Origin of the sequence: Nonomuraea sp. NPDC048826 (assembly GCF_043198225.1) — a bacterium.
Classification (GTDB): Bacteria; Actinomycetota; Actinomycetes; order Streptosporangiales; family Streptosporangiaceae; genus Nonomuraea.
On sequence record NZ_JBICUQ010000017.1, the window covers coordinates 18,561 to 44,179 of the forward strand.

Here is a 25,619-nt window from a genome sequence, read left to right on the forward strand (position 1 = left end):
ATGATCGGCCGGTCGGCGGACCGCCGACCGGCCGGACGATCAGGCCGGGTCCGGGCAGGCGCAGTGGAAGACGTGCTGTCCCGGGCCGGCCTCGGCGACGGGTTCGCCGGGCAGGTCGACGACGGCGGTCGTGTGCTGCGGGACGCGGACGGTGACCGTCACGCGGTCCCCGTCGCGCCGCCACGCCACCTCCGCCTCGCCGTACGGGGTCCGGTGGGTGGCGCGGGCGTGGGTGAGCCTGCCGCCGGGACGCGGGCGGACGGCGATCCGGCGGTAGCCGGGCTCGGCCGGGGCCAGGCCCGCGACGGTGCGGTGCATCCAGTCGGCGACCGCGCCGAGGGCGTAGTGGTTGAACGAGGTCATCTCGCCGGGGTTGACCGAGCCGTCGGGGAGCATGCTGTCCCAGCGCTCCCAGATCGTGGTGGCGCCCATCGTCACCGGATAGAGCCAGGACGGGCACGAGCGCTGGGTGAGCAGCTTGTACGCGGTGTCGTGGGCGCCGACCGAGCAGAGGGCGTCGCAGATCAGCGGGGTGCCGACGAAGCCGGTGCCGATGCGGTGGTCGTCGGCGGCGACGAGCTCGACCAGCCGCCGCCCGGCGCGTTCGCGCTGCGGCCCCTCCAGCAGGTCCAGGCAGAGGGCCAGGGCGTAGGCGGTCTGGGTGTCACAGGCCAGCCGTCCTGACGGGGTGACGAACTCGTCCCGGAACGCCCGCCGTACCCGCGCGGCCAGGTCGGCGTAGCGGGCGGCGTCGGCGTCGTGGCCGAGCAGCGCCGCCACGTCCGCCACGACGCGGGCCGTCCAGGCGTGGTAGGCGGTGGCGACGAGCGCGGGATCGGTGCGGGCCTTGCCGGGGTCGTCCGGGGGAGAGGCGGGGTCGAGCCAGTCGCCGAACTGGAAGCCCTCGTCCCACAGGTGGCCCGCGCCGGTGAGGGAGGCGATCTGGTCCACCCAGGTGGTCATGCTCCCGTACTGGGCGCGCAGGATGCCGAGGTCGCCGGTGCGCTCGTACAGCGTCCACGGAACGAGCACCGCGGCGTCGCCCCAGGCGGCGGTGGGCAGGGCGTCGAACAGCACCGGCACCCACGGCACGTAGGGCGGCACGGTGCCCACCTCGGCCTGTTCGGCGGCGAGGTCGGCGAGCCAGGACGACAGCGGTCCCGCGCAGTCGTAGAGGAAGGCGGCGGCGGGGGCGAAGACCTGGATGTCGCCGGTCCAGCCGAGGCGCTCGTTGCGCTGCGGGCAGTCGGTGGGCAGGTCCACGTAGTTGCCGCGCATGCTCCACACGACGTTGGCGTGCAGGCGGTTGAGCAGCGGGTCGGAGCAGTCGAACGAGCCGATCGGCAGCATGTCCGTGTGGCAGACGACCGCCGTGACGTCGGCCGGGTCGAGCGTCCCGGGCCAGCCGTCGACCTGGGCGTAGCGGAAGCCGTGCGTGGTGAAGCGTGGCTCGTAGGTCTCCGGCCCGGCGTCGCCGCGCAGGGTGTACTGGTCGAGCGCGGCGGCCTCGCGCAGCGGCCGCAGGGCGAGCGCGCCGTTCTCCAGCACCTCGGCGTGGCGCAGGGTGACGACGTGCCCGGCGGGGCCCTGCACGCGGATGCGCAGGCGGCCGACGAGGTTCTGGCCGAAGTCGAGGATGGTCTCCCCGTCCGGGCCGGTCAGCACCTCGGCCGGGCTCACCGTCTGCGTGCGGCGCACGGGCGGGCCGGTGGGCGCGACCAGCAGCGACGCGTCGTGGTCGAGGGTGTCGGCGGGCAGCCAGGCGGAGTCGTCGAAACCGGGCTCGGACCAGCCCGAGGGGAGCAGGCGGGCGTCGTACCGCTCGCCGTCGTACAAGCCGGCGGCGGTCACCGGCCCGGGGGCGCAGCGCCAGGCGCCGTCGGTGACCACCACGTCGGTGACGCCGTCGGCGTAGACGATCTCCAGCTGGGCGATCAGGGCGGTGCGTTCACCGTAGATGTCGGTCTTGCCGCCGAGGAAGCCGACGCGGCCGCGGTACCAGCCGTCGGCCAGGGTGGCGCCGATGGCGTTGCCGCCCTCACGCAGCAGAGCGGTGACGTCGTGGGTGCGGTAGCGCAGCCGGTGGTGGTAGCTGGTCCAGCCGGGGGCGAGCACGTCCTCGCCGACGACCCGGCCGTTGATCTCGGCCTCGAAGACGCCGTGGGCGGTGACGTACAGGCGGGCGCGCTCGACCGGGCCGCGCAGCTCGAAGGCGCGGCGCAGCAGCAGGGCGGGGCCGTCGGGGACGCCCAGCAGCTCCGGCGGCGGCGCGGCGGCCCCGGCCCGCCAGTCGGCGGGCTCCAGGAGCCCGGCCTCCACGAACGACCAGGGGCTCCAGTCGCTCGCCGAGCCGTCGGCGCCGTGCACGCGCACCCGCACGCCGCGCCGCTCCCGTGAGCCCAGCGCCGGTCCCGGCCAGGGCACCAGCACCGACTCGGCGGACTCGACGCGGCCCGTGCCGGCGCCGTCGTCGTACTCGATCTCGTACGCCCGCTGGACCCAGCCCGGGATGTCGGTCGTGACGGTCCAGGACAGGCGCGGCTCGGGTTCGCCGATGCCGACAGGGTCGCGGTGGTGCTCGAACGTGGGGGCGGTGAGGTGCGGAGAGGTCATGTCATCCCTTGATAGCGCCCGCGGTCATGCCGGCGACGATTTTGCGGTTGAAGAAGACGAACAGCAGCAGCGGCGGGATGGTGATCAGGACGATGTCCATGAACAGCAGGTTCCACTGGGTGGTGTACTGGCTCTGGAAGTTGTAGAGGGTCACCTGCACGGTGGCGTTCTCCTCGCCGGGCAGCAGGTAGAGCGGGTTGACGAAGTCGTTGAAGATGTTGACCGAGCTGACCAGGATGACCGTGATGGTCACCGGACGCAGCAGCGGGAAGATCACCTGGAAGAACAGCCGGAACCCGCCGCAGCCGTCGATCTGCGCGGCCTCGTCCAGTTCGCGGGGGATGGCCGCGATGAACGCCCTGAACAGCAGCATGGCGAACGACAGGTTGAAGGCGATCTCGGCGAGGATCATGCCGGGCAGGGTCTTGAACAGGCCGATCGACTGCAGCAGCCAGATGGTCGGCACCACCGCGGGCGGGATGATCAGCCCGGCCAGTACGAGGAAGTCGGCCAGCCTGGCGACCTTGCCCGGCCGGCGCTGCAGCACGAACGCGGCCATGGCGCCGAGGATCACGAGCGCCGTCACGGAGACCACGGTGATGATCGTGCTGTTGACGTACGCGCGCAGCAGGACGTAGTCGCGGGCCTCGACCACGGCGATGAGGTTCTCGACCACCGGCCAGCTGGTGGGCCAGGCGAAGTCGAGGTCGACGGCCTGCGTCTGGTCCTTGACCGCGGTCAGCAGCATGAGCGCGAACGGGACCAGGAAGATCACGGTGGCCAGGACCAGCGCGACGGCCTCGCCGCCGAGCCTTCTCAGTGCTGTCATGTGGTGACCTGCCTCTTGCCGAGGAAGTGGCTGAGCGGCACGGCGATGGCCGCGACGATGAGGAACAGCAGCACGTTCCCCGCGGTCGACAGGCCGAAGAAGCCGGCCTGATACTGCTTGTAGATGATCGAGGCGATGGTGTCGCTGGTGAAGCCGGGGCCGCCGCGGGTCATCGTCCAGATCAGGTCGAACGAGCGCAGCCCGCCGATGAACGACAGGATGATCACCGAGTAGGTGGCCGGCCACGACAGCGGCAGCGTGATGTGCCGGAAGCGGTGCCAGGCCCCGCCCCCGTCCACGGCCACGGCCTGGTAGTACTCGGCCGGGATCGACATGATGCCGGCGATGTAGATCACGGTGGCCAGGCCGACCCCCTTCCACACGTCCACCAGCGCCACCGACAGGAGCGCGGTGGTGGCGTCGCCGAGCCAGTCGCGGCCGTCGACGCCGACCAGCGCGAGCGCCTGGTTGACCAGGCCGGTCTGCGGCTTGAGCAGCATGGCGAAGGTGATGCCGACCGCGACGGTGGAGACCAGCGTCGGGAAGAACACCACCGAGCGCAGGAACCCGCGCAGCCGCAGCCGCGAGGTCAGCAGCACGCCGAGCAGCAGCCCGAGCACCACCTTGAGCCCGCTGGTCACCACCGCGTAGATGATCGTGTTCTGGAAGCCGATGCGCAGGTTCTGCTCGTCCAGGAAGTCGCGGAAGTTCTGCAGGCCGACGAACTCGCTGTCGAACAGCGTCCAGCGGGTCAGCGCGAAGTAGAACGCCAGCACCGTCGGCACCAGGAAGATGACCACGAACACCACCGCGGCGGGCAGGTACAGCGTGTACGGGTAGGCCGATCGGCGCCGGGGATTCGGGCGGGCGCGCCGCTGCCCCCGGGCCGGGCCGGGCCCCGTGCGGGGCCCGGCGGCCTGTTCGGTCACCACCCCGCGAGCCCCAGCTGCTTGGCCTGCTTCTCCACGTCCTTGTCGTACTGGGCGGCCCCCTCGGCGGGCGAGGTCAGCCCGGAGCCGACGGCGACCGTGATCTGCTCCAGCGACGGGCCCTTCACGGGGGAGAGGAACTCCAGGGCCGGGGCGGTGCGGCTCTCGTCCACGTACGTCTGCAGGTCCTTGGCGGCCTGGATGGCGTCCTCGGGCAGTTCGGCCCCGCTGATCCGGTACGGCCCGGCCGGTGGGACGGCCTTGTTGAGCGCGTCGGCGGCGGCCGGCGAGGCGACGTAGGCCAGGAACGTCTTGGCCGCCTCCAGCTTCTCGGTGGTCTTGGGGATGTAGAGGCCGGCGGGCTCCCAGATCGTGGCCCCGTGCTTGGCGGGGTCGGTGCCGGGGATGCCGAAGAAGCCGACGTCGGTGGCGGCCTGCGGCATGGTGGCCAGCAGCGGCGGGAGCATCGCGCTCAGCATCGGGTAGTGCGCGCCCTTGCCCTCGGCCAGCATCTTCATGCCCTGGTCGGCGACGGCCGAGCCGAAGCCCTCCTGCATGAGGCCCTTGGCGTGCACCTCGGCCAGATGATCGAACCCGGCCTGCGCCGCGGGCGTGGTGGCGAACTTGGCCTTGTTGGCCGTGTAGTCCTGGGCGAAGGTCGGCACCGCGGCCTGGACGTTGTAGTAGTCGCCGAGCACGAGCAGCTGCGAGGTCCAGGTGTCCTTGAACGTGCCGATCACCGGGGTGATCCCGGCCGCCTTGACCTTGTCGTTGTTGGCCATGAACTCGGCCCACGTCTTGGGCACCCGCAGGCCCAACTGGTCGTACACCTTGCGGTTGTAGAGGATGCCGCCGCCCATGGCGGTGCCGGCGGGCACGCCGTAGACCTTGCCATCCTGGCTCACCACGGGCAGGAAGTCCTTCTGCACGTCGGCCAGGACCGCGTCGCCGGTGAGGTCGACCAGGGTCTGCCCCGGGTTGAGCGCCTGCAGCAGCGAGCCGGAGTTGTACCAGAAGACGTCGGACATGTCGCCGGTCGACAGCCGCGTCTTGACGATGTTGTCTCCCTCGCTCCCGCCCGGCCGGATCTCCGTCTCGATCTTGATGTTCGGGTTGGCCTTCATGAAAGAGTCCGTGAGCGCCTTGGCGGTGTCCACGGTGGCCTGGCTGTTGTCGACGAGGAACTTCAGGGTGACCGTGCCGTCGGCTGCGGTTCCGGAATCGGAGCCGCAGGAGGTCAGAGCCGCCATCACGAGCACGGCCAGAGCCGCTCCCGACACGCGGTGCGAGGTCTTCACAACGCCCCTCCGGGTTCGTTGAAACGTTTTAAACGTCCCCCGATGGCAGTTAACGTAGGCGTTACCCGGAGGGTCGTCAAGCATCGAACCGGCGAACGGTCCCCAATCGTGACCGACGTCAATGGAAGGGCATTTGTCCATCCGATGGTGATTTATGGGTAACGTTGCCCATCCCGTACGATGCGCCTGGCTCGTACGACGGCAGGTCGAGGAAGGGCGGCGCATGGTCACACCGGACAGGCAGCGCAGGGTGACCATCGTCGACGTCGCCAGACGCGCCCAGGTGTCCACCACCGCGGTGTCGAAGGTGCTGCGCAACGCCTACGGCGTCAGCGGCGCGATGCGCGACAAGGTGCAGGCCGCCATCGACGAGCTGGGTTACCGGCCGCACAACGCGGCCCGGGCCATGCGCGGGCGCACCTTCACCATCGGCGTGCTGCTGCCGCACATCAGGAACCCGTTCTTCGCCGACATCCTCGACGGCCTGATCGAGGAGATCTCCCGCAGCGACTATCAAGCGATCATGGTCCAGAGCGGCGGCAGCGACCCCGAGGCGGAGCGCCGCGCGAACGACGCCCTGGTGGACCGGCAGGTCGACGGCATCCTGTGGGTCGCCCCGTGCTGCACCAAGACGCAGCTCGAACGGATGGCGCAGGAAACCCCCACGGTCGTGCTCGGCCGCCACGACCGCTCGGTGGTCTACGACTGCGTGCTCGACGACGACGAGGTCGGCGCCGAGCTGGTGGTGGAGCACCTGATCGGGCTCGGCCACCGGCGCATCGCGCACATCACGCAGAAGGACAGCCTGCCCCGGCGCGGCGCCGCCCTGCTGCAGACGATCAGGGCCAGGACGTACGAGCGGGTGATGGGCGAGCACGGCCTGGCCGGGCACGTCGACGTCGTCGCCACCTCCTACAGCGAGGAAGGCGGCTACCGGGGCGCGCGGGAGCTCCTCACCCGCGACCCGCGCCCCACCGCGATCTTCGCCGGCACCGACGCGGCCGCCTTCGGCGCGCTCGCCGCCATCCACGAGGCGGGCCTGGCCGTGCCCGGCGACGTCTCCGTGGCCGGGTACGACAACGCCCGCGTGAGCGGTCTCGCGCACATCGCGCTGACCACCGTCGACCAGGACGGCGACGTCATGGGCAGGACCGCGGGCCGGCTGCTGCTCGAACGCATCGCCGGCCGGACGTCCGCGGTCCGGTTCTCGGTCACTCCGACGCTGGTGTCCCGCCGCTCCACGGCCCCGCCCTCGACCCCGTGATCCGCCCGCGCCGCGGCACGGCGCCCAGAAGGATCCGCCGGGATCGGGCGGGCCGGTGGTGATCGCGGGTGCGGGCGTCCCAGCGCCAGACCCGTCGGCGGCACGTGATGCGCGACATCATGGAGTTCTCCTCTGGTGAGCGGGCCGCCTCCGACGGCGCCCCGATGTCACCCAGCCTGGTCGCGGACCGCCCGCGGCGCCGTGTCCGCGCCCCGTGATGTCGGTATTCTTGGCCGTCCCGTCCTTCGACCGCCGGGACGTCGGGCCCGGGCATCACGGGCAGCGGCCTACGGTAGGAAGAAGGTCCCCCCGGGAAGGCGCGCCGCGATGACGAGTGATGGCAACCGCATGCTGGGCGGCCTGCTGGAGGTCAACCATCTGTCCGCGATGGAGGACCTGCCGGGCCGGATCGCCGAGTACGCGCGGGCGGCCGGCCTCTCCCGGACCCTGATCTACGTCGCCGACCTGCAACAGCAGAACCTGGTGCCGCTGCCCGGGCAGGGCGACGCGGCCGGCCGGCCGCTGCGGCCGCTCCGCATCGACGGCACTCTGCCGGGCCGGGCCTTCCGCGACGTAAAAGTCGTCCGGGCCGCCGGAGGAGAGGCGACGCGGCGGCTGTGGGTGCCGGTGCTGGACGGCACCGAGCGGGTGGGGGTCCTCGGGGTGACCGTGCCGCGGGCCGCGCCGGAGGCCGAGACGCTCGCCGTGCGGCTGGCGTCGCTGATCGCCCTGCTGGTGGTCAGCAAGCGCCCGCACAGCGACTCCCACGCCCGGCGGGTGCGCGCCCGGCCGATGAGCGTGTCGGCCGAGGTGCTGTGGAGCCTGCTCCCGCCGGGGACCTTCGCCAACGACAAGGTGGTGGTGAGCGCCGCGCTGGAGCCCGCCTACGAGGTGGGCGGGGACGCCTACGACTTCGCCATCGACGGCGACACGCTGCACGTGTCGATCTTCGACGCCATGGGGCACGACACCTCGGCCGGGCTGACCTCCACCGTCGCCGTGGGCGCCGGACGCAGCAGCCGCCGCCAGGGCGCGGACCTGCCCGCCACCAGCCGGGCGATCGACGCGGCCATCGCCGGCGAGTTCACCGGCCGCTTCGCCACCGGCATCCTGGCCGACCTCGACCTGCGCACGGGCCGGCTGAACTGGGTCAACCGGGGTCACCACCCGCCGTTGGTGATCCGCGACGGACGGAAGGTGGCCGCGCTGGACGGCAAGCCCGATCCGCCGATGGGGATCGGGCTCGATCTCGTCACCGGCCTGCTGCACTACCAGCTGGAGCCCGGGGACCGGCTGGTGTTCTACACCGACGGCATCGTCGAGGCCAGGAGCCCGGACGGGGAGGTGTTCGGGCTCCAGCGCTTCGTCGACTTCATCGTCCGCCGCGAGGCCGACGGCATGTCGGCCCCCGAGACGCTGCGCCGGCTGATCCAGAACATCCTGGAGCACCAGCGGGAAGGGCTTCAGGACGACGCCACCGTGCTGACGGTCGAGTGGGCGAGCCGGCGGCACCGGCAGCTCACCCTCTGACCGGCACGCGCGTCACTTCAGGTCGCCGAAGAAGGCACGCAGATCCGCGGCCAGCGCCTCCGGCGCCTCCATGGCCGGGAAGTGCAGGCCACGCCCGTGCTCCACCCAGAAGACGTCGGCGGCCGGGGCGAGCAGCTTGCGGACCGAGGCGTCGGCGCTGAAGACCGAGAACCCCTGCGGCACCGCGGCCGGCGGCGCCCAGTCGGAGGAGTGGGCCTGCTCGTACAGGTAATGGGCGGCGGAGATGCCCGTGCCGGTGAACCAGTAGAGGCTCACGTTCGTGAGCAGCAGGTCCCGGTCGTACGGCAGGTCGGTCCACTCCTCGAACTTCTCGGCGATCCAGCCGAGCTGGCCGACGGGCGAGTCGTTGAGCAGGTAGCCGATGGTCTGCGGCCGGGTGTTCTGGATGGCCAGGTAGCCGCTGCCGTCGCCGGTGAACGCCGCGATCCGCTCCAGGACCAGCTTGTCCACCGGGTCCTCCGGGTCGAGCCGGTCGGCCATGCCGGGGATGAAGGTGGCCGTGTTCGCCGCCGTGAGCGGGTCGGTCACCACGTGGACCCCCACGACGTGCTCGCTGTCGAAGCTCGCCACCATGCCCGAGACGCCCGCGCCGACGTCGCCGCCGTGCACCCCGTAGCGGTCGTAGCCGAGGCGCCGCATCAGCTCGGCCCAGGCCCGGGCGGTGCGGCTCATCGCCCAGCCCTGCTCGCGCACCGGGGTGGAGAAGCCGAAGCCGGGCAGCGACGGCACCACCAGGTGGAAGTGCTGCCGCAGGTGCCCGATGAGGGTGGTGAACTCGGCGAACGAACTGGGATAGCCGTGCGTGAGCACGAGCGGCAGGGCTTCGGGGTCGTCCGAGCGGAGGTGCAGGAAGTGGATCCGCTGCCCGTCGATCTCGGTGGTGAACTGCGGTAACGCGTTGAGCCGCGCCTCGGCCGCACGCCAGTCGTAGCCCGAGCCCCAGTGCTCCGCCAGCTCCCGCAGGAACTCCAGGGGCACGCCGCGGCTCCACCCCACCCCGGGGATCTCGTCGGGCCAGCGGGTCTTCGCCAGCCGGTCCGCCAGGTCGTCCACGGCGGAGCGCGGGATCGCGATGGTGAACGGCTCGATGCTCATCGGGAGCCTCCTTCTGCCTCGATGAGCCCACCGTACGAACGAATGCGGAAGAGTTCTTTCCGCGTGGGAACCGTTCGCCCCCGGGTTTCCCCTGGTCCTCGTTGGCGATCCGGATCTGCCAGGCGCTTCCCGGGCGGTCGAGGGCGACGCGGACGAGATACACGTCGAAGTCGATGAACGGGCTCGACACTCCGGCCCCCTGGTGAACAAGCCGCCATCCTCCTTCCATGCGTCTGGAGGGAGGGGCACACGCCCCCCGGTCCGGCCTCCCTGAGCCGGGGGTGCGTGCGGTTCAGCAGGTCACGCGTAGAGGAAGTAGTAGCGGTAGCGGCCCTCCCACTCGCACGTGTAGCCGTTCCACCAGTCGTGGGTGATGCCGTGGGTGCCGATCCGCTGACACTCCGAATAGTCCCTGAAGACGCCGACCAGTTTCTCGGCGTGCGCCGGGGCGGCGCCGATCGTCAGCGACACTCCGAGAACCATGACGGCCGAGACGAGAACAGCGCGTGCCTTTCGCATTCGTCCTCCTGCGACGGGGGGTGATCGTCAGGGTGGACAGTATCACTGACCCCGCGCCAGAAAGTTTGTCACGCCGGACCGGTCGCGGGAAAGGGATGAAACTTTCATGAAGCGGCCCCCGGGATTTCGCGCGTGTTTACTGCCGGTAAGGCCGGTGTCGCTTCCCGAGGGGCCGCTTAAGGTCCCGTGGGTGCGTATCCGACCGCCTGTGCATGGCATGGCTGCTCTGGACGACCTTCGCGCTCATTGCTCCACAAAGTACGATTTATGCCACTTTTCCAAGCCGATCGCGGCGAAGTGCAGAAAACTTTGACCATCGCGACTTAGGTGTCATATCGTCTCCCCGCCCATATAGATGTGACCCGCGACACTCGAGCAGGACGTTGTTCTCGCAGGCGCTACGGTCGGCGTGCTGATCGCGGCTGCTCCGGCACGGGGGAGACACGGACGGCGACCGGGGAGCGGCGACCATCCGACCAACCGGAGTCGCACCATGCAAGCTCGAATCCGCACGGCCATGATCGCCGCCATGGCGACGACCGTGCTGGCCGCCGTCGGCGTGTCAGCGGCGTTCGCGCCGCCGGCGCACGCCACGCAGGTGATCAGTGACATCGCCTACGCGCCCGCGCAACCGGCAGAGAGCAGGGGGCATCTGCTGGACCTCTACCTGCCGTCCACCGGCATCACGCCCCGGCCGCTGCTGATCTGGCACAGCGGCTCGGCGTGGACCAGCGACGACGGCAAGACCGGCGCCGACGCGATCGCGGAGATCTTCAACCCGCTGGGCTTCGCCGTGGCCGGCGTCAGCGTCCGCTCCAGCGCCCAGGCCGTCTTCCCGGCCCAGGTGCACGACGTCAAGGCCGCCATCCGGTGGCTGCGCGCGAACGCCGCCACGTACCAGATCGACCCCAACCGCTTCGCCATCATGGGCGACTCCTCCGGCGGCTGGCTGACGGAGATGGCCACCCTGTCCGGCGGCGTGGCCGCGATGGAGGGCACCGTCGGCACCCCCGGGGTCTCCAGCGCGGTGCAGGTGGGGCTCGCCTTCTACGGCCCGACCGACTTCCTGCAGATGAACGCGCAGAACCTGCCGACCGGCGGGCTCGACCACGACTCTCCCGCCTCGCCTGAATCGCTCCTGGTCGGCTGCCCGATCCAGACCTGCCCGGCCCAGGTGGCCCAGGCCAACCCGATGACCTACGCGGACGCCAACGACCCGCCGCTGATGTTCCTGCACGGCCAGGCCGACTTCCTGGTGCCGCACGGCCAGAGTGTCCTGCTCTACAACAGGATCAAGTCTCAGTGCGGCAGGGCCACGTTCGTCTCGGTGCCCGGCGCGGACCACATGATGCCCCAGATCATGGACCCGGCCCAGTACGGCCAGGAGACCGTGCGCACCACCGCCAACTGCTCCGAGACCGTGCGCACCGGCACGTTGAACCCCACCTGGGCCAACTTCGCGACCTTCCTGCGCGGCGGGCTCAAGATGGGCACCTCCTGCGAGGTCACCTACGCCACCGGCGCCTGGAACGGCGCCTTCAACGGCAGCGTGACCGTGCGGAACACCGGCACGACCCCCGTCGAAGGCTGGACCGTGACCTGGACCTGGCCGGGCAACCAGCACATCACGAGCGCCTGGAACGCCGTGGTGACCCAGACCGGCGCCCAGGTGGCCGCCCGCGACGCCGGCCACAACTCCTACATCGGCCCCGGCTCCAGCCAGAGCTTCGGCTTCTCGGCCACCGCCACCGGGACGAACGAGATTCCGGCCCAGTTCAAACTCAACAACACCGTCTGTACGCGAGTGCCCGCCTGAGACGGCCCGGCGCCGGGCCTGAACTGAATGGAACGGCCCGGCGCCGCCGCCGCATTCGTTTCGAATAGCGAGATGAAGCGGAAAGAAGCGTTTCCGAAATGCAACACGTACTGTCGGGTTCTGATCACGGAATGTCGCAGAACGGGTCGCGGGCATTGATATTGCTTTACTCGTCGGTACGCCCCTATTCTTGCCTCGGCGGTCCGCCCGGCCATTTCTCAGCCGTTTTCCCCGGCCGGGGCCGCCTGTCATCCCGGGGCTCGAATTCCGTTCGGATAAGCCGCCTTCCGCCGCCTGAATGCCGTTGGCCGTCCAGATCGTCGATGAGTTAGGGGACGTGTGCGTACACCCAACATGTTCGTCAGGAGTCTCGGTGTTCATGTGCCTGACAGTGTGAGCGTCGGACAAGCGGTCCGCGAAGGCTGGTACCCGCAGGAAGAAGTGGCGAAGTTCCAGCAGATCGGCGCGGCGGTGGCCGGCGACATGCCCGCGCCCGAGATGGCACGGCTCGCGGTTCTGGACGCGTACGAGCGCTGGGGCGAGTCCTCCCCGCGCGAGCTCGACCTGCTGCTCTACCCGTCGGTCTGGCACCAGGGCCCGAACGGCTGGCAGCCCCAGCACTACCTGCAGATGCACCTGCTCGGCGGGGGCGTGCCGGCGTTCGAGATCCGCAGCGGCTGCGTCGGGATGATCAGCTCGCTGGAGCTGGCGGCGAGCTACCTGCAGGCCGGCACCGGCCGGGAGACGGCCATGGTCGTCTCCTCCGACAACCACGGCACCCCGCTGGTGGACCGCTGGCGGATGACCCCCGGCGCGCTGATCGGCGACGCCGCGGCGGCGCTCGTGCTCGGCAAGGAGTACGGCATGGCCGAGCTCCTGGCGGTGAACGCGACGGTGATCCCGGAGGCCGACGCGGTCAACGACGGCGCCTACCCGCTGTTCCCGCCGGACGCCACCGTCGGCAGAGGGCTGAGCTTCGGCGACCGGCACGAGGAGTTCCGCCGCCGGCTGCTGGAGGCCAAGGGGACCGGGATCCACCTGACGATCCAGAAGACGATGATGCAGCAGGTCGAACAGACGCTGGAGGAGGCCGGGATCGGCCTGGCCGACATCACGCGGGTGGCGTTCCCGCACGGCCGCCGCGAGGACCTGGAGGGGCAGATGTCCTGGCTGGGCATCGAGGAGGACCAGACGACCTGGGACTACGGCAGGCGGGTGGGCCACTGCGGCGCGGTGGACCAGTTCATCGCCTTCGAGCACCTGCTCGCGACCGGCGGGCTGGTGGCGGGCGATCACCTGCTCATGGTCGGCTTCGGCTCGGGCACGTCCGTCGCCGCGGCCGCGTTCCGGGTCCTGTCCCCCTCTCCCGTCACCAGGGAGGCCCGGGCATGAGCGAGCTGACGCAGCGGCTGGTCGGCTTCATCCAGGACAACCTCGTCCTGGACGGCGACGACATCGAGGTCGACGAGAAGACCCCGCTCCTCGTGTCGGGTCTGCTGGACTCGCTGCGCACCGCGCGGCTGCTGAACTTCCTGCGCAAGGACGTCGGCGTGCCGATCCCCGCCGCGAAGCTCGACCCCGAGAACTTCCGGGACGTGGCGACCATCGTGGCGATGGTCCGAGAACTCGAATCCGTCTGACCGGGGCGAGGGCAGAAGTCAAATGCGGTGTGCGGACACGTACGTCAGCGGGGTGGGAGCCTTCGTCCCGCGGACCGTCGTCAGCGTCGAGAAGGCCGTCGCCAAGGGCTGGTACCCAGCCGAGGAGGCCGAGCTGCACAATCTGGCCGGGGCGGTGGTCGCCGGCGACACGCCGGCCCCGGAGATGGCGTTGCACGCGGCGCGCAGCGCGCTCAAACGGGGCGGGCGGGCGCCGGGCGACCTCGATCTCCTCCTCTACGCCTCGACCTGGCACCAGGGGCCCGACGGCTGGCCCCCGCACTCCTACCTGCAGCGGCAGCTCGTCGGCGGAGACGTGCTGGCCACCGAGATCCGGCAGGGCTGCAACGGGATGTTCATCGCCCTGGAGCTCGCGGCCGGCTACCTGGACGCCGTGCCAGGGCGGCGGGCCGCCCTGCTGGTCGCCGCCGACAACTACGGCACCCCGCTGATGGACCGCTGGCGGATGGGGCCCGGCTACGTCGGCGGGGACGCCGCCAGCGCGCTCGTGCTCACGAAGGAGCCCGGGTTCGCCCGCCTGGTGTCGGTCTGCACGACGACGGTGGCCCAGGCGGAGGAGCTGCACCGGGGCAGCGAGCCGCTGTTCCCGCCGGGCGTCACGGTCGGGCGCCGGATGAGCTTCGCGGCCAGGAACGAGCAGTTCCGGCAGCAGGTCATGCCCAAGGGGGAGGCCACCGCCGCGCTGTTCACGATCCAGCGGGCGTTGATGGAGGTCGTCGAGCGCACGCTCGCCGAGAGCGGGATCGAGGCCGGCGACCTGGCCCGGGTGGCGTTCATGAACTACTCCGAAGAGATCGTCGAACAGCGCTGCATGGCCCTGCTCGACCTGCCCATGTCCCGCTCGACCTGGGACTACGGCCGCACCATCGGTCACTGCGGCGCCAGTGACCAGGTCCTCGCCCTCGACCGGCTGCTCCTGACCGGGCAGCTCGGCCCCGGCGACCACCTGCTGATGCTCGGCACCGGGCCGGGAGTGACCGTCTCCGGCGCCGTACTCAAGATTCTCGACACTCCTCCATGGGCCTGACGAAGGGAAACGAACGCAGATGGCCGACAGTCCGCGCGGACTCCGGGTGGAACCAGTAGCGGTGGTCGGGATCGGCTGCCGCCTTCCCGGCGAGGCCCGCTCACCGGACGAGTTCTGGGACCTGCTGTGCGCCGGCCGGAACACCACCCGGCCGCTGCCCGCCGAACGCTGGCTCCGGTACGAGAACCGCAGCCCCGAGGACGCCGCCGCGCTGCGCGACGCCGTGCGGCACGGCAGCTTCCTGAGCGACATCGAGGGCTTCGACGCGGAGTTCTTCGGCCTGTCCCCCCGCGAGGCCGAGCTGATGGACCCGCAGCAGCGGATCCTCATGGAGACCGCGTGGGAGGCCCTGGAGCACGCCGGCCTGCCGCCGCACCGGCTGGCCGGCACCGACGCCGGGGTGTTCGTCGGCGTCTGCACGGCCGACTACGGCGGACGCCTGCTGGAGGACCTGCCCCAGATCGAGGCGTGGACCGGCATCGGCGCCGCCACCTGCGCCGTCGCCAACCGCATCTCCTACTCCTTGGACCTGCGCGGCCCCAGCATGGCCGTCGACACCGCCTGCTCGGCCTCCCTGGTCGCGCTGCACCTGGCCGCGCAGAGCCTGCGGCTCGGCGAGAGCGACGTCGCCCTCGCCGGCGGCGTCAACCTGCTCGTCACCCCGGGCCAGACCCTCACCCTCGGCACCGCCGGAGCCCTGGCCCCCGACGGGCGGTCCAAGTCGTTCGACGCGTCGGCCGACGGCTACGGACGCGGCGAGGGCTGCGGCGTGGTCGTGCTCAAGAGGCTGTCCGACGCGGAGCGCGACGGCGACCGGATCCTCGCGCTCGTCGTCGGCAGCGCCGTGAACCAGGACGGGCACACCAACGGCATCATGGCGCCGTGCGGCGAGGCCCAGGAACACGTCATGGCCCGGGCCTGCCGACAGGCGGGCGTCGAGCCGTCCACCGTCGACTACGTCGAGGCGCACGGCACCGGCACCCGGCTCGGCGACCCGCTGGAGGCGGGCGCGCTCTCCTCCGTGTACGGCGCGGGGCGGCCCCCCGGCGACCCGTGCCTCATCGGCTCGGTCAAGTCCAACATCGGCCACCTCGAAGGCGCCGCCGGCATCGCCGGCGTCATCAAGGCGGTGCTCGCCCTCGACCGCGGCGAGATCCCGCCGACCGTGCTGACCACCCTGAACCCGGCCATCGCGTGGGAGGACTCGGGCCTGCGCGTGGTCACCGAGCGCTCGCCGTGGCCGGAGCGGGACCACCCCCGCCGGGCGGGCGTCTCCAGCTTCGGCTACGGCGGCACGGTCGCGCACATCGTCCTCGAACAGGCTCCTCCGGCACCGGAGACACCCCGCGGCGAGGAGGCGGGGGAGCGGCTGTTCCCGCTGTCGGCCGCGTCGGAGCAGGCCCTGCGGCAGTACGCGGGCAAGCTCGCCGACCACCTCGACGACGGAGCCGGACTGGCCTCCGTCGGGCGCACGCTCGCGCTGCGGCGGACCCACCTGGCCCGGCGCGCGGTCGTGCTCGGCGCGGACCGGGACGAGCTGGCGGGCGGCCTGCGCAGGCTCGCCGGCGACGTGCCGGCCGAGGCCGTCATCACCGGCGACGTGCTCCCCGAGCCCGGCCCCGGGCCCGTCTGGGTCTTCTCCGGGCAGGGCTGCCAGTGGCGCGGGATGGGGCGCGAGCTGCTCGCCGTGCCGGAGTTCGCGTCCCTGGTCGACGAGGTGGAGCCCGTCTTCGCCGAGGAGATCGGCTTCTCCCCCCGGCACGTCCTGGCCGACGGCGACCTCGACGCCATCGACCGCGTGCAGACCATGATCTTCGTGATGCAGCTGGGCCTGGCCAGGCTGTGGAGCGCGTACGGGGTCGTCCCGAAGGCCGTCATCGGCCACTCCGTCGGCGAGATCGCGGCGGCGGTGACGGCCGGCGCGATGACCGTCGCCGACGGCGCCCGCCTGATCTGCCGCCGTTCCCGGCTGCTGCGCAAGGCCGAGGGCAAGGGGGCCATGGCGATGGTCGGCCTGTCCTTCGAGGAGGCGGAGGAGAGGCTGGCCGGCCGTTCCGACCTGGTGGCCGCGATCGCGTCGGCGCCCGGCTCCACCGTGCTGTCCGGCGACGTCGCCGCGGTCGAGGAGGTCGTGAACGAGTGGCCGGTCGACGGCATCGTGGTCCGGCGGGTGGCCTCGGACGTCGCCTTCCACAGCCCGCACATGGCGCCGCTGGCCGTCGAGCTGGCCGCCGCCGTCGCCGATCTGCCGTTCGGTGCGCCGCGTATCCCCATGTACACGACCGCGCTGGCGGACCCCCGGTCGACGCCCGTCCTGGACGGCGCTTACTGGGCGGCGAACCTCCGCGACCCCGTACGGCTGGCCGCCGCCACGGCGGCGGCCGCGCAGGACGGCCACCGCGTGTTCCTGGAGATCTCCCCGCATCCCGTGGTCGCGCACTCCGTCACCGAGACCCTCGCGGAGCACGGGTACGAGGACGTGTTCGTCGGCACGTCGCTGCGCCGCAACCAGCCGGAGCGGCAGACCCTCCTCATGGCCGTGGGCGCCGCGCACTGCCACGGCGTCGAGGTCGACTGGAGCCGGTTGCAGCCGTCGGGCGGCCTGGCCGATCTCCCGCCGTACGCCTGGCAGCACCGCCGCCACTGGCGCGAGGCGTACCCGGACGACGGCAACCGGGGCCATGACGTGCGCTCCCACACCCTGCTCGGCGCGCCGACCAGCCTCGCGGGCAGCCGGACCCGGATGTGGCGCACCAGCCTGGAGGACGCCAACCGCCCCTACCCGGGCAGCCACGCGCTCAACGGGGTCGAGATCGTGCCCGCCGCCGTGCTGGTCAACACGTTCCTGGCCGCGGCCGAGGACGAGGACGTCACGCTGCACGGCGTGGAGATGACGCACCCGCTGATGACCGCGGAACGCCGGCAGATCCAGGTCGTGCACGAGCCTCCGGCGGTACGGCTCGCGGCCCGCACGCCGGCCGGCCCCGGCGAGCCTGAACCCGCCTGGCTGGTGCACGTCACCGCGGACGTGGCCGCCCCGGGCCAGGCGAAGCCCGACGTGCTGCCGGACGCCGGCGCTCTCACCCCGATCGACCCCGGGTTCGTGCACCGGCGGCTGGCCGCCGTCGGCGTGCCCTCCACGGGGTTCGGCTGGACGATCGAGACGCTGCTGGGCGCGGACGGCGCGCTGCGCGCCACGGTCCGCACCGGCGATCCGGAGAGCTGGGCGCCGGCGCTGGACGCGGTGATGTCCGTGGCGCCCTGCGTGTTCCCCGGCGATCCGGTGCTGCGCATGGTGGTGCGCATCGACGAGGTGGTGCTGACCGGCGCGCCACCCGAGACGGTGATCGTCGACGCGGCCGTGGACCCGGCGGCGGACGACACCGTCCGGGCGCTCCTGGCCGACGTGGACGGCCGGGTGGTCGGGCACCTCGCGGGGCTTCGCTACCCGGTGATCGACGCGCCCGCCTCGGCCGACGAGGACCTCCGGGGGCCCGCCGAGTCGTTCGCCGGACTGACGCCCGAGGACCTGCGCGAGCGTGTGCTGCCCGAGGTCCGCGCCGAGATCGCGGCCGTGATGAGGCTGGCCCCCGAGGACCTGGCGGTCCGGCGTCCCCTGGTCGAGCAGGGCCTGGACTCGGTGATGACCGTCATGGTCCGGCGACGGCTGGAGAAGCGCTTCGGCCGCCGCCTCCCCGCGACCCTGCTGTGGCAGCAGCCCACCATCTCGGCGATCGCGGACCACCTGGCCGAGCTGCTCGCGACGCCGCTGCCGGACGCGACGCCGGCGGCGGTGCCCGAGAGCATGCCCGCGATCGGGGGCTGAGCCCCGGTCACCCGGGACCTGTGGAGACCTCGTAGGGCGAGGGCCGGTTCTCCCTCGCCCACCGCTCCTCCGCGTCGCTGCCCGTGGGCGGCGGGCGCAGGCCGTCGATCATCCACAGGTCCCGTGGCGTCTCGTCGACGTGGAACTCGCAGTGCAGGCCGCGGTCGAGCGTGTGCCGGGCCAGCAGGCGGCCCAGCGCCTCGTTCATCCGGTCGCGCAGGCCGGGGTCCTCGGCGTGCCGGGCGATGTGCTCGATCACGACCCGTACGGCGTCGTCGGCCGGTCGGCCGCCGACGAGGAACGACCCGCGCGCGACCTCGTGGAAGAGCGTCACGACGTAGAACCTCGGCAGCCCGAACCGGGCGTAGAACCCGGTGGCGTCCTCGGCGAACTTCTCCTTCTCCTGCTCGGAATAGGCGCCGGGGGGATGGTAGACGTGCCACAGCGGCATGGTTGTCTCCTTCGATCGGTGGACGTCAGCGCCCGATGGCCACGGTGAGACCCTCGACAGGGCCGGACAGCGCCGCCTTCATCCGCTTCGTCGCCTCGTCGACGAGCACCTCGCGGGCGCCCTCCTCGACCCCGTCCAGGACCGTCTCCGCGACCTCGGCGGGTGAGATCTTCGGAGCCGGGATCGCCGCCACCATGTCGGTGTCGGCGAAGCCGAGATGGACGCCGACGACCTGCGTGCCCTGCGGCGCCAACTCGACGCGCAGGGAGTTGGTGATCGACCAGAATGCGGCCTTCGAGGCGCCGTAGGCCGCCGCGCCGGCGCCCCACGACAGGATGGAGTGGATGTCGACCAGCGCCCCGCCGCCGTTCGCCGCCAGCACCGGGGCGAAGGCGCGGGCCACCCGCAGCGCCCCGAACACGTTGGTGTCGAAGGTCGCGACCACGTCGGCCATGTCGGCCTTCAGCAGCGGCCCGGGATGCAGCACACCCGCGTTGTTGACGACGACGCTCACGTCCGAGGCCAGCTCGGCCAGGGCCGAGACCGTGTCCGGTTCGGTGACGTCGAGGGGGAGGGGCACGATCCGCGGGTCGTCACCGGGCACGGGCCGGCGCGCGGTTACGTACACCTTCGCCGCGCCGCGTTTCAGCAACGCCTCGGCGAACGCCTTGCCGAGGCCGCGCTGGCCGCCGGTCACCAGTGCCACAGAATTGCCGATGGCCACCATGGGGCCTCCTCACTCCGCTAAGATAGATTATTAGCATCATCTATAGCACGAAGGGAAGGCCGGGCATGCCCCGAGCATCCAGGGCCGAGGCCGGGCGGCACCGCGAGCAGGTCGTCGAGGCCACGGCGAAGCTGGTCCGCGCGCACGGCGCCGACAACGTCAGCGTCCCGCGGGCGATGGCGGCGGCGGGGCTGACGCACGGCGGCTTCTACCGCCACTTCACCTCGAAGGACGACCTGATCGCCGAGGCCTGCACGGCCGCGTTCGCCGAACGGGTCGCGGCCCTGGACGACCTCGCCTCAGGCGACGACTCCCGGGCCACGTTCCTGGCCAACTATCTGTCCGAGCTGCACCGCGACCACCCCGGGCTCGGCTGCCCCTGCCCCACGCTGGCCGTGGACGCCGCGCGGGCCGAACCCGGCGATCCCCTGCGCCCGGCGTTCGCCGGCGGCCTGCGCGACCTCGTCGACGCGATGGGGCGGCTCGACGGGGCCCAGGAGCAGGACGTGCTCGTCGAGCTGTCCACCATCGTCGGCGCGCTGCTGTTGTCCAGGGCCTGCGCCGGCGACGAGCTGTCGGAGCGGATCCTCGCCGCCGTCCGCGACCGTCTCCTGGACGCCCCGGACTGAGTGCCCCAGCCGGCGCGCGGCCGTCAGGCGCACTCCGCCACGCGGTCCCCGCCGATCGCCAGCTCGGGCCAGAACTCCCGGTAGCGGCCGGCGTGGAAGAGGAGCGGCTCCCCCTCGGCCCGCTGGTAGCGCTCCACCGCCCCGACGAAGATGTGGTGGTCGCCGCCGTCGTACACCCGCTCCGTACGGCAGACGAAGTGGGCCAGCGTGCCGGCGAGCACCGGCAGGGGAGCGCCGGCCAGCTCCACCCCGGCGAACTTGTCGGCCGCGGGCGTGGCGAAGCGCTGGGACAGGTGGCCCTGGTCGGCGGCCAGGACGTTGACGACGAACCGCCCGGCCCGCAGGAAGAGCGGCGCGCTGGGCGCCCGGTCCGACAGGCACCACAGCACCAGCGGCGGATCGAGCGAGACCGAGGTGAAGGAGTTGACGGTCACGCCGGCCCGCTCCCCGCCGGCGGTCACCGTCGTGATCACCGCCACCCCGGTCGCGAACTGCCCGAAGGCCTCACGGAGCGCTCTCATGCCGCGGCCCTGCTCAGGTAGGCCTCGGCCCGGTCGGCGTCCATGAACCAGTCGGCGAAGTCGGCCGGGTCGTCGAAGCCGTTGACGAACCGGGAGGCGATCTCCGGGTGCTGCCCGGCGGCGCCCAGGAGCGCCAGGTGGTGCGGTTCGGCCGGGGCCAGCAGGGCGTTGGTCCAGTCGGTGACGTACCGAGCCTGCGCCCAGAAGCGGTCGAAGGTCCGCCGCATCCAGTCGGCGTCGAACGGCTGCCCGCCCCGCTCCACGATGGCCTTGAGGTAGGTGGCGGCGCACTTGGCGGCGTTGTTGCTGCCCTGCCCGGTGATCGGGTCGTTGAGCACCACGACGTCGGCCACGCCGAGCACCGGCGCGCCGGAGGGCAGGACGGCGACGGGGCGGCGCACCGTGGGGGCGAACCGGCCGGTCAGGACCGCGTTGTCGTCGGTGAGCTCGATCCCCGCGCACCGCTCGGCCGCCCACGGGAAGAAGGTCTTCAGGATCTCGCGGCTGCGCGCCAGGTGCTCGGCGGGGCCGCGCACGTCGCCCCAGCAGTCCATGGGACCGCCCGGCACGCCCTCGAACACCATGATCTCGCACGGGCCGGTGTGGGTGAGCCCGGGGAAGACGAAGAACTCGCCGACGCCGGGGAGCAAGTTGAAGCAGACCGCCGAGTGGTCGGGGCGCGGCGCGAGGCCGTTGACGTAGGTGACCGCGAGCGCGCGCTGCGGGGTGGGGTACGGGGAGCGTGCCGGGTCGCGCTCGAACAGCGAGGCGATCTGCCCCTTGCCCGCGGCGACCAGCACCAGGTCGTACCGCGCGGCGTAGCTCTCCAGGTCCTCAAAGGTGGCGTCGTGCAGCACGAGCTTGCCGCCGAGCCGCTCGAACTCGCCCATCCAGGCCGGCATCTTCAGCCGCTGGTCGACCGCGCGGGCCGGGACGCGCAGCCGCGCCGCCCAGTCGAGTGCCTTGCCGCCCTCCGGGCTCGGGACCGTGAGGGCGATGCCCTCGATGGGCGGGCAGACGTCGGCCCACCGGTCGAGGCCGAGCTCGCGCTCGTGGGCCTGCGCGGTGCCAAACATCGCCTGGCCGGACATCACCCGGCCGTCGCGGATGGACTCGGGGGTGCGGTTGGAGACGACGGTGACGTCGTAGCCGTGCTGGAGCAGGCCGATGGCCAGGTGGAGCCCGGCCTGGCCGGCGCCGACGACGAGGATTTCACGCATGGTGGTGGGTCCTTCCGGTGTCAGGAGTGCAGGTTGCTATCGGCGCCTGACAAGAAAGGTACGGTCGGCGTGCCCGGCCCGGCCATCCGCTGAGCGCGGATCTCATCCGCCTGGCGCGGAACCCTTGCGCAACGTCTCCGACGGCGACTGGCCGTACCTCTGGCGATACTGCGCGGCGAACCGTCCCTGGTGCAGGAAGCCCCAGCGGGCGGCCACCGTGGTCACCGTCGCCCTGGCGGGGTCGGCCGTCCTGAGCTCGTCGTGCACCCGCGCCAGCCGCACCCGCCGCAGATGGGCCATGGGCGTCAGCCCGAGATGCGCCCGGAATCCCTCCTGGAGCGAGCGGCAGCTGACCGCGACGGCGCCCGCGACGTCGGCGGTCGTGAGCGGGAGGTGCGCGTGCCCGTCGATGAACTCCATCGCCCGGCGCACCACCTTCGGCAGCGCGGGCGGCCTGGGCGCCGTCAGCCGCTCGGAGTAGTTGGACGGCTGCATGGTCAGCAGCAGGCTGATCAGGGCGTTCTCCAGGTGCGCGACGGCCAGCGGATGCCCGGCCAGCCCGTCGTCGCGCTCCGCCTCCCGCACGAGCAGGTCGGCCATGTCCCGCCAGGACCGCGTCCAGCCCGTTGTCAGGTCCATGCCGAGGTCGAAGACGACCGGGCCGTCGAGCTGCTCGCCGAGCATCTGCTCCAGCGAGCGCTCGATCGAGGCGCGCTCGAACTTGACCAGCAACTGGGGACAGCCGGCGGCCCACCGCATGTCGAGGTAGCGGGTCGGCGAAGCCAGCGAGGCCAGGGACGGCGTCGAGACGATCTCCTTGTCATCCGCGCGGATCAGGCTGCGCCCGCCCAACGGGATCATGACCAGGAAGAACGTCTCCAGGTCGCCCGGTTCGATCCGCACGTCGGCCCCGTAGTCGAGGTAGCTGACGCGTACCGAGCCGAGCTGGACGGAGTTGAACCGGGCCGACAGCAGGTCCGCGTCCCCGGCCAGGTCCAGCCGGTGCGGGCAGAACACCTTGGCGACCTCGCCGCGCACCTCGTCGAGGTCGGAGCTGGAGAAGACAGCACGGTTGCTGAGGAGCACACTTGATGATCGTCATTCCGGCCCCCGGCGTTCCACGTAAAAGGGCGCACAACGATCACTCGGGCGGGGTGTCGAGGATCTGTTCGGCGAGCTGGCGGGCCGCCGCGGCCGGGTGCGTGCCCGGCCGGGTGGCCCCGACGGCCAGGGTGCCGTCGACGAGCAGGAGCAGTTGGTCGGCGGCGTGCGCCGGTCGCGGGTGGCCGAGCTTGCGTACCTCCTGTTCGAGGAGGTTGTGCAGGCGTTCGCGGTAGCGGCGGGTGACCTCGCGTCCCGGGTGCGCCGGGTCGGTCAGGGCGAGCTCGGCGGCGAGATACCGGCAGCCACGGAACCCGGGCTGCTCGACGACCTCCCCGAGCCAGTCGAAGACGGCCAGCAGGCGGCGGCGCGGGTCGTCGCCCCCCGCCCGCATGGCCTGCCGGTAGGCGGCCTCGTCCTCGTCGGCGGTGAGCCGCAGGACCTCGGTGATCAGCCCGTCCTTGCCGCCGAAGTGCTCGTAGAGCGAGCGCCGGGCCACGTTGGCGGCCTTGAGCAGCGCGTCGACGCCCACGCTCAGGCCTTGCTCGTAGGTCAGCTCCATGGCGGCCGTCAGCAGGCGTTCGCGCGGTCCCGGGGTGGCGCGTGCGGTCATGTCCGGCAGTCTACTTGACCGATAGACCGACTGGTCTATATTGAGGAGACCGAACGGTCTATCTACCGGAGGATCGACATGCGCACGACAGCCGACACCGTCGACCTGTTCAACCGCGTCTTCACCGACCACGACGCCACGGCGCTCCCCGACCTGATCGCCGACGACTGCGTCATGGACGCCATCCAGCCGGCCCCGGACGGCGCCCGCGTCGAAGGACGGGACGCCTGCCTGGCGTTCTGGCAGGCCCTCGCGGCCGACCGCACCACCCGCTTCGAGCCCGAAGAGGTCACCGTCGCCGGCGACCGGGCGACGATCCGCTGGCGCTACCACTTCGGCGACGGTCACGCCGACTCCGTGCGCGGCGTGACTCTCGTACGGGTGAGCGACGGCCGCATCGTCGAAGCACTCGGCTACAGCAAGACCGGGGGCGTGCCCCTGGCCGCCGAGACCGAACGGACCACCCGCGAGGTCCTCGACCGCTACAACGAGGCCTTCCGATCGCACGACCCCGGGCTGCTGAAGGATCTGATCGCCGACGACTGCGTCATCGAGGACTCGGGCCCGGCCCCGGACGGGGCGCGCCACGAGGGCGGCCAGGCGTGCCTGGAGCGCTGGTCCGAGCTGGCCGGGAACCGCGCGCTGCGGTTCACCCCGGAGACGGCCGAGATCCAGGGGGAGCTCGCGGTGCAGCCGTGGCTGCTGCAGTGGGGCGACGGCGAGCGGGACCGGGTCCGCGGGGTCAGCCTCCTCCGGATCCGCGGCGGCCGGATCGTCGAGGCGCGCGGCTACGTGAAGGCCTGACGGCGACGGACGGGGCGGGCATCAGGGGCGGGCATCACGGGCGGGCATCACGGGGGGCATCACGGGCGGGCATCACGGGCGGGGTTCGCTGAAGCTAACTTTCCCTCGGCTTGGCCCGGCGCCCGTTTTCCGCGCGCTCAATAGAGAGAACACCTTCACCAGGTGACCTGGTCGCCCAGCCGGACCGGCCAGTGATCGGAGGTGGGAGGGAACGCGTGGGCAGGACCTTGTCGGGCCTCACGGTGCTGGTCGCGGCCAGCCTGACGCTGGTGACCGGCTGCGGCGGTTCCCACCCGGCGCCGACGCCGCGCGTGTCGGCGAAACCGGCCATCAAGCCGAAGGGCAACCTCGTGCCGCCCACGGAAGGCGGGGACGTGCCCGAGAGCACGGTGGCGGCGTGCCGTGAGTGCCAGCGCCTGCTGGCGAGCGGCCAGAACGAGGCCCTGATCCAGCGGATGAGCAAGGTCGCGCTGCAGCAGCAGGTCACCGGCGGCCGGACGAGTCAGCCCAGCACCAGAGCGGTGGCGCTGGTGTGCTCGGGAGCGGCCAGGACCAACCTCAAGCAGTACGACAAGGCGATCGAGAACCTGCGGAAGGCGGAGGACGACCGCGAGGACCTTCCCGCCGCCACCCGCCCCCAGTTCCTCGAACTCCTCTACCACGCCCAGCTGATCAGCTACACCGCGACCGGCGACACCGACAAGGCGCAACAGGCCCTGTCCCGGCTGGCGGCGACCGGGCATAACTCGTCCGGCTACCTCAAGGAGGCCTGCTCGGTGGCGGCGTACTCCCTCCCGGAGTGCCGGCTCACGGAGCCCGCCCCTTCGGTCACGGAGGGCACACCCGGGCCGACCGGGCCGGAACCGCCGGACACGTCCTCCACCGAACCCGTCCCCACCGAGACCGGCTCCGAGGTCGAGCCGGGCCCCGACGAGTCCGTACCGGTCGACCCGGACGAAGGCGGCCCCGACCCCGGCGGACCGGACCCCGGAGGACCCGACCCCGGCGGACCGGACCCCGGCGGACCGGATCCTGACGGTGGTCCCGACGGTGGTCCCGACGGCGGCGAGCCCGGCGCGCCCGCGCCGGGCTCGCCATAGCCCGCCG

22 protein-coding genes are annotated in these 25,619 nt (G+C 71.9%); 10 read left to right on the forward strand and 12 right to left on the reverse strand.

Annotated elements, in window-relative coordinates; genetic code table 11:
• Nucleotides 1–39: 39 nt before the first annotated feature.
• The 4 genes from ACGFI7_RS41000 to ACGFI7_RS41015 are packed head-to-tail and all read right to left on the reverse strand — an operon-like array spanning nt 40 to nt 5,669.
• Complete coding sequence (locus tag ACGFI7_RS41000; protein WP_393415011.1) at nt 40–2,613, reverse strand: family 78 glycoside hydrolase catalytic domain; 2,574 nt, start codon at nt 2,611–2,613, stop codon at nt 40–42.
• Between the two features lies 1 nt (nt 2,614).
• On the reverse strand, nt 2,615–3,442 hold the full coding sequence (locus ACGFI7_RS41005) for a carbohydrate ABC transporter permease (RefSeq protein WP_393415014.1): 828 nt from the start codon (nt 3,440–3,442) through the stop codon (nt 2,615–2,617).
• Entirely contained in the window at nt 3,439–4,371 is a 933-nt protein-coding gene (locus tag ACGFI7_RS41010) for a carbohydrate ABC transporter permease (RefSeq protein WP_393415017.1), read from the reverse strand. The genes ACGFI7_RS41005 and ACGFI7_RS41010 overlap by 4 nt, the downstream gene beginning before the upstream one ends.
• The gene (locus tag ACGFI7_RS41015; RefSeq protein ID WP_393415019.1) at nt 4,368–5,669 is read right to left on the reverse strand and encodes an ABC transporter substrate-binding protein; all 1,302 of its coding nucleotides are present in this window, start codon (nt 5,667–5,669) and stop codon (nt 4,368–4,370) included. Before ACGFI7_RS41015 ends, ACGFI7_RS41010 begins: the two co-directional genes overlap by 4 nt.
• Nucleotides 5,670–5,892: 223 nt before the next feature.
• Between ACGFI7_RS41015 and ACGFI7_RS41020 the strand changes: the two genes are divergently transcribed.
• Together ACGFI7_RS41020 and ACGFI7_RS41025 are read left to right on the forward strand one after the other, a co-directional pair.
• Nucleotides 5,893–6,933, forward strand: coding sequence for a LacI family DNA-binding transcriptional regulator (locus tag ACGFI7_RS41020; protein WP_393415022.1), 1,041 nt, complete (start codon nt 5,893–5,895; stop codon nt 6,931–6,933).
• 327 nt (nt 6,934–7,260) lie between these two features.
• The gene (locus ACGFI7_RS41025; RefSeq protein WP_393415025.1) at nt 7,261–8,463 is read left to right on the forward strand and encodes a PP2C family protein-serine/threonine phosphatase; all 1,203 of its coding nucleotides are present in this window, start codon (nt 7,261–7,263) and stop codon (nt 8,461–8,463) included.
• A 12-nt stretch (nt 8,464–8,475) separates the two neighbouring features.
• On the opposite strand, the gene ACGFI7_RS41030 is transcribed toward ACGFI7_RS41025, so the two are convergent.
• Together ACGFI7_RS41030 and ACGFI7_RS41035 are read right to left on the reverse strand one after the other, a co-directional pair.
• Nucleotides 8,476–9,579 carry an epoxide hydrolase family protein gene (locus ACGFI7_RS41030; RefSeq protein WP_393415027.1) on the reverse strand — a complete coding sequence of 368 codons (1,104 nt, stop codon included), beginning with the start codon at nt 9,577–9,579 and terminating at the stop codon, nt 8,476–8,478.
• 300 nt (nt 9,580–9,879) lie between these two features.
• The gene (locus ACGFI7_RS41035) at nt 9,880–10,098 is read right to left on the reverse strand and encodes a hypothetical protein (RefSeq protein ID WP_393415029.1); all 219 of its coding nucleotides are present in this window, start codon (nt 10,096–10,098) and stop codon (nt 9,880–9,882) included.
• 493 nt (nt 10,099–10,591) lie between these two features.
• On the opposite strand from ACGFI7_RS41035, the gene ACGFI7_RS41040 reads away from it, so the two are divergent.
• The 5 genes from ACGFI7_RS41040 to ACGFI7_RS41060 all read left to right on the forward strand — a co-directional run bounded on the left by ACGFI7_RS41040 (nt 10,592) and on the right by ACGFI7_RS41060 (nt 18,446).
• Nucleotides 10,592–11,914 carry a cellulose binding domain-containing protein gene (locus ACGFI7_RS41040; RefSeq protein ID WP_393415032.1) on the forward strand — a complete coding sequence of 441 codons (1,323 nt, stop codon included), beginning with the start codon at nt 10,592–10,594 and terminating at the stop codon, nt 11,912–11,914.
• A gap of 393 nt (nt 11,915–12,307) precedes the next feature.
• Nucleotides 12,308–13,306, forward strand: coding sequence for a ketoacyl-ACP synthase III family protein (locus ACGFI7_RS41045; RefSeq protein WP_393415034.1), 999 nt, complete (start codon nt 12,308–12,310; stop codon nt 13,304–13,306).
• Entirely contained in the window at nt 13,303–13,554 is a 252-nt protein-coding gene (locus tag ACGFI7_RS41050) for an acyl carrier protein (protein ID WP_393415036.1), read from the forward strand. Before ACGFI7_RS41045 ends, ACGFI7_RS41050 begins: the two co-directional genes overlap by 4 nt.
• A gap of 22 nt (nt 13,555–13,576) precedes the next feature.
• Nucleotides 13,577–14,620 (forward strand): ketoacyl-ACP synthase III family protein, encoded by a 1,044-nt coding sequence (locus ACGFI7_RS41055; RefSeq protein WP_393415039.1) that lies wholly within the window; start codon nt 13,577–13,579, stop codon nt 14,618–14,620.
• A 46-nt stretch (nt 14,621–14,666) separates the two neighbouring features.
• Nucleotides 14,667–18,446 (forward strand): type I polyketide synthase, encoded by a 3,780-nt coding sequence (locus tag ACGFI7_RS41060; protein ID WP_393415041.1) that lies wholly within the window; start codon nt 14,667–14,669, stop codon nt 18,444–18,446.
• A gap of 7 nt (nt 18,447–18,453) precedes the next feature.
• On the opposite strand, the gene ACGFI7_RS41065 is transcribed toward ACGFI7_RS41060, so the two are convergent.
• Nucleotides 18,454–18,897, reverse strand: a complete 444-nt coding sequence (locus ACGFI7_RS41065; protein WP_393415044.1) for a tautomerase family protein — start codon at nt 18,895–18,897, stop codon at nt 18,454–18,456.
• A 25-nt stretch (nt 18,898–18,922) separates the two neighbouring features.
• The gene (locus ACGFI7_RS41070) at nt 18,923–19,624 is read right to left on the reverse strand and encodes an SDR family oxidoreductase (protein WP_393415046.1); all 702 of its coding nucleotides are present in this window, start codon (nt 19,622–19,624) and stop codon (nt 18,923–18,925) included.
• A gap of 65 nt (nt 19,625–19,689) precedes the next feature.
• Between ACGFI7_RS41070 and ACGFI7_RS41075 the strand changes: the two genes are divergently transcribed.
• The gene (locus ACGFI7_RS41075) at nt 19,690–20,253 is read left to right on the forward strand and encodes a TetR/AcrR family transcriptional regulator (protein ID WP_393415049.1); all 564 of its coding nucleotides are present in this window, start codon (nt 19,690–19,692) and stop codon (nt 20,251–20,253) included.
• 23 nt (nt 20,254–20,276) lie between these two features.
• Here the strand turns inward: ACGFI7_RS41075 and ACGFI7_RS41080 are convergent, their stop codons facing one another.
• From ACGFI7_RS41080 to ACGFI7_RS41095, 4 genes are all read right to left on the reverse strand, one after another.
• Complete coding sequence (locus ACGFI7_RS41080) at nt 20,277–20,774, reverse strand: flavin reductase family protein (protein WP_393415052.1); 498 nt, start codon at nt 20,772–20,774, stop codon at nt 20,277–20,279.
• Nucleotides 20,771–21,994, reverse strand: coding sequence for a styrene monooxygenase/indole monooxygenase family protein (locus tag ACGFI7_RS41085; protein ID WP_393415055.1), 1,224 nt, complete (start codon nt 21,992–21,994; stop codon nt 20,771–20,773). Before ACGFI7_RS41085 ends, ACGFI7_RS41080 begins: the two co-directional genes overlap by 4 nt.
• A gap of 102 nt (nt 21,995–22,096) precedes the next feature.
• Nucleotides 22,097–23,080 (reverse strand): AraC family transcriptional regulator, encoded by a 984-nt coding sequence (locus tag ACGFI7_RS41090; protein WP_393415058.1) that lies wholly within the window; start codon nt 23,078–23,080, stop codon nt 22,097–22,099.
• 55 nt (nt 23,081–23,135) lie between these two features.
• Complete coding sequence (locus ACGFI7_RS41095; protein ID WP_393415061.1) at nt 23,136–23,708, reverse strand: TetR/AcrR family transcriptional regulator; 573 nt, start codon at nt 23,706–23,708, stop codon at nt 23,136–23,138.
• A 78-nt stretch (nt 23,709–23,786) separates the two neighbouring features.
• On the opposite strand from ACGFI7_RS41095, the gene ACGFI7_RS41100 reads away from it, so the two are divergent.
• The gene (locus ACGFI7_RS41100; RefSeq protein ID WP_393415064.1) at nt 23,787–24,512 is read left to right on the forward strand and encodes a nuclear transport factor 2 family protein; all 726 of its coding nucleotides are present in this window, start codon (nt 23,787–23,789) and stop codon (nt 24,510–24,512) included.
• Between the two features lie 215 nt (nt 24,513–24,727).
• A complete protein-coding gene (locus ACGFI7_RS41105; RefSeq protein ID WP_393415067.1) occupies nt 24,728–25,612 on the forward strand; it encodes a tetratricopeptide repeat protein in 885 nt (294 codons plus the stop codon).
• Nucleotides 25,613–25,619 lie beyond the last annotated feature (7 nt).

Excerpts from the sequence above, each read along its gene's own strand:
- ACGFI7_RS41000 (WP_393415011.1), bottom strand. The coding sequence starts at position 2,613 with ATGACCTCTCCGCACCTCACCGCCCCCACGTTCGAGCACCACCGCGAC.
- ACGFI7_RS41005 (WP_393415014.1), bottom strand. The coding sequence starts at position 3,442 with ATGACAGCACTGAGAAGGCTCGGCGGCGAGGCCGTCGCGCTGGTCCTG.
- ACGFI7_RS41020 (WP_393415022.1), top strand. The coding sequence starts at position 5,893 with ATGGTCACACCGGACAGGCAGCGCAGGGTGACCATCGTCGACGTCGCC.
- ACGFI7_RS41025 (WP_393415025.1), top strand. The coding sequence starts at position 7,261 with ATGACGAGTGATGGCAACCGCATGCTGGGCGGCCTGCTGGAGGTCAAC.
- ACGFI7_RS41030 (WP_393415027.1), bottom strand. The coding sequence starts at position 9,579 with ATGAGCATCGAGCCGTTCACCATCGCGATCCCGCGCTCCGCCGTGGAC.
- ACGFI7_RS41035 (WP_393415029.1), bottom strand. The coding sequence starts at position 10,098 with ATGCGAAAGGCACGCGCTGTTCTCGTCTCGGCCGTCATGGTTCTCGGA.
- ACGFI7_RS41040 (WP_393415032.1), top strand. The coding sequence starts at position 10,592 with ATGCAAGCTCGAATCCGCACGGCCATGATCGCCGCCATGGCGACGACC.
- ACGFI7_RS41050 (WP_393415036.1), top strand. The coding sequence starts at position 13,303 with ATGAGCGAGCTGACGCAGCGGCTGGTCGGCTTCATCCAGGACAACCTC.
- ACGFI7_RS41055 (WP_393415039.1), top strand. The coding sequence starts at position 13,577 with ATGCGGTGTGCGGACACGTACGTCAGCGGGGTGGGAGCCTTCGTCCCG.
- ACGFI7_RS41065 (WP_393415044.1), bottom strand. The coding sequence starts at position 18,897 with ATGCCGCTGTGGCACGTCTACCATCCCCCCGGCGCCTATTCCGAGCAG.
- ACGFI7_RS41070 (WP_393415046.1), bottom strand. The coding sequence starts at position 19,624 with ATGGTGGCCATCGGCAATTCTGTGGCACTGGTGACCGGCGGCCAGCGC.
- ACGFI7_RS41075 (WP_393415049.1), top strand. The coding sequence starts at position 19,690 with ATGCCCCGAGCATCCAGGGCCGAGGCCGGGCGGCACCGCGAGCAGGTC.
- ACGFI7_RS41080 (WP_393415052.1), bottom strand. The coding sequence starts at position 20,774 with ATGAGAGCGCTCCGTGAGGCCTTCGGGCAGTTCGCGACCGGGGTGGCG.
- ACGFI7_RS41085 (WP_393415055.1), bottom strand. The coding sequence starts at position 21,994 with ATGCGTGAAATCCTCGTCGTCGGCGCCGGCCAGGCCGGGCTCCACCTG.
- ACGFI7_RS41095 (WP_393415061.1), bottom strand. The coding sequence starts at position 23,708 with ATGACCGCACGCGCCACCCCGGGACCGCGCGAACGCCTGCTGACGGCC.
- ACGFI7_RS41100 (WP_393415064.1), top strand. The coding sequence starts at position 23,787 with ATGCGCACGACAGCCGACACCGTCGACCTGTTCAACCGCGTCTTCACC.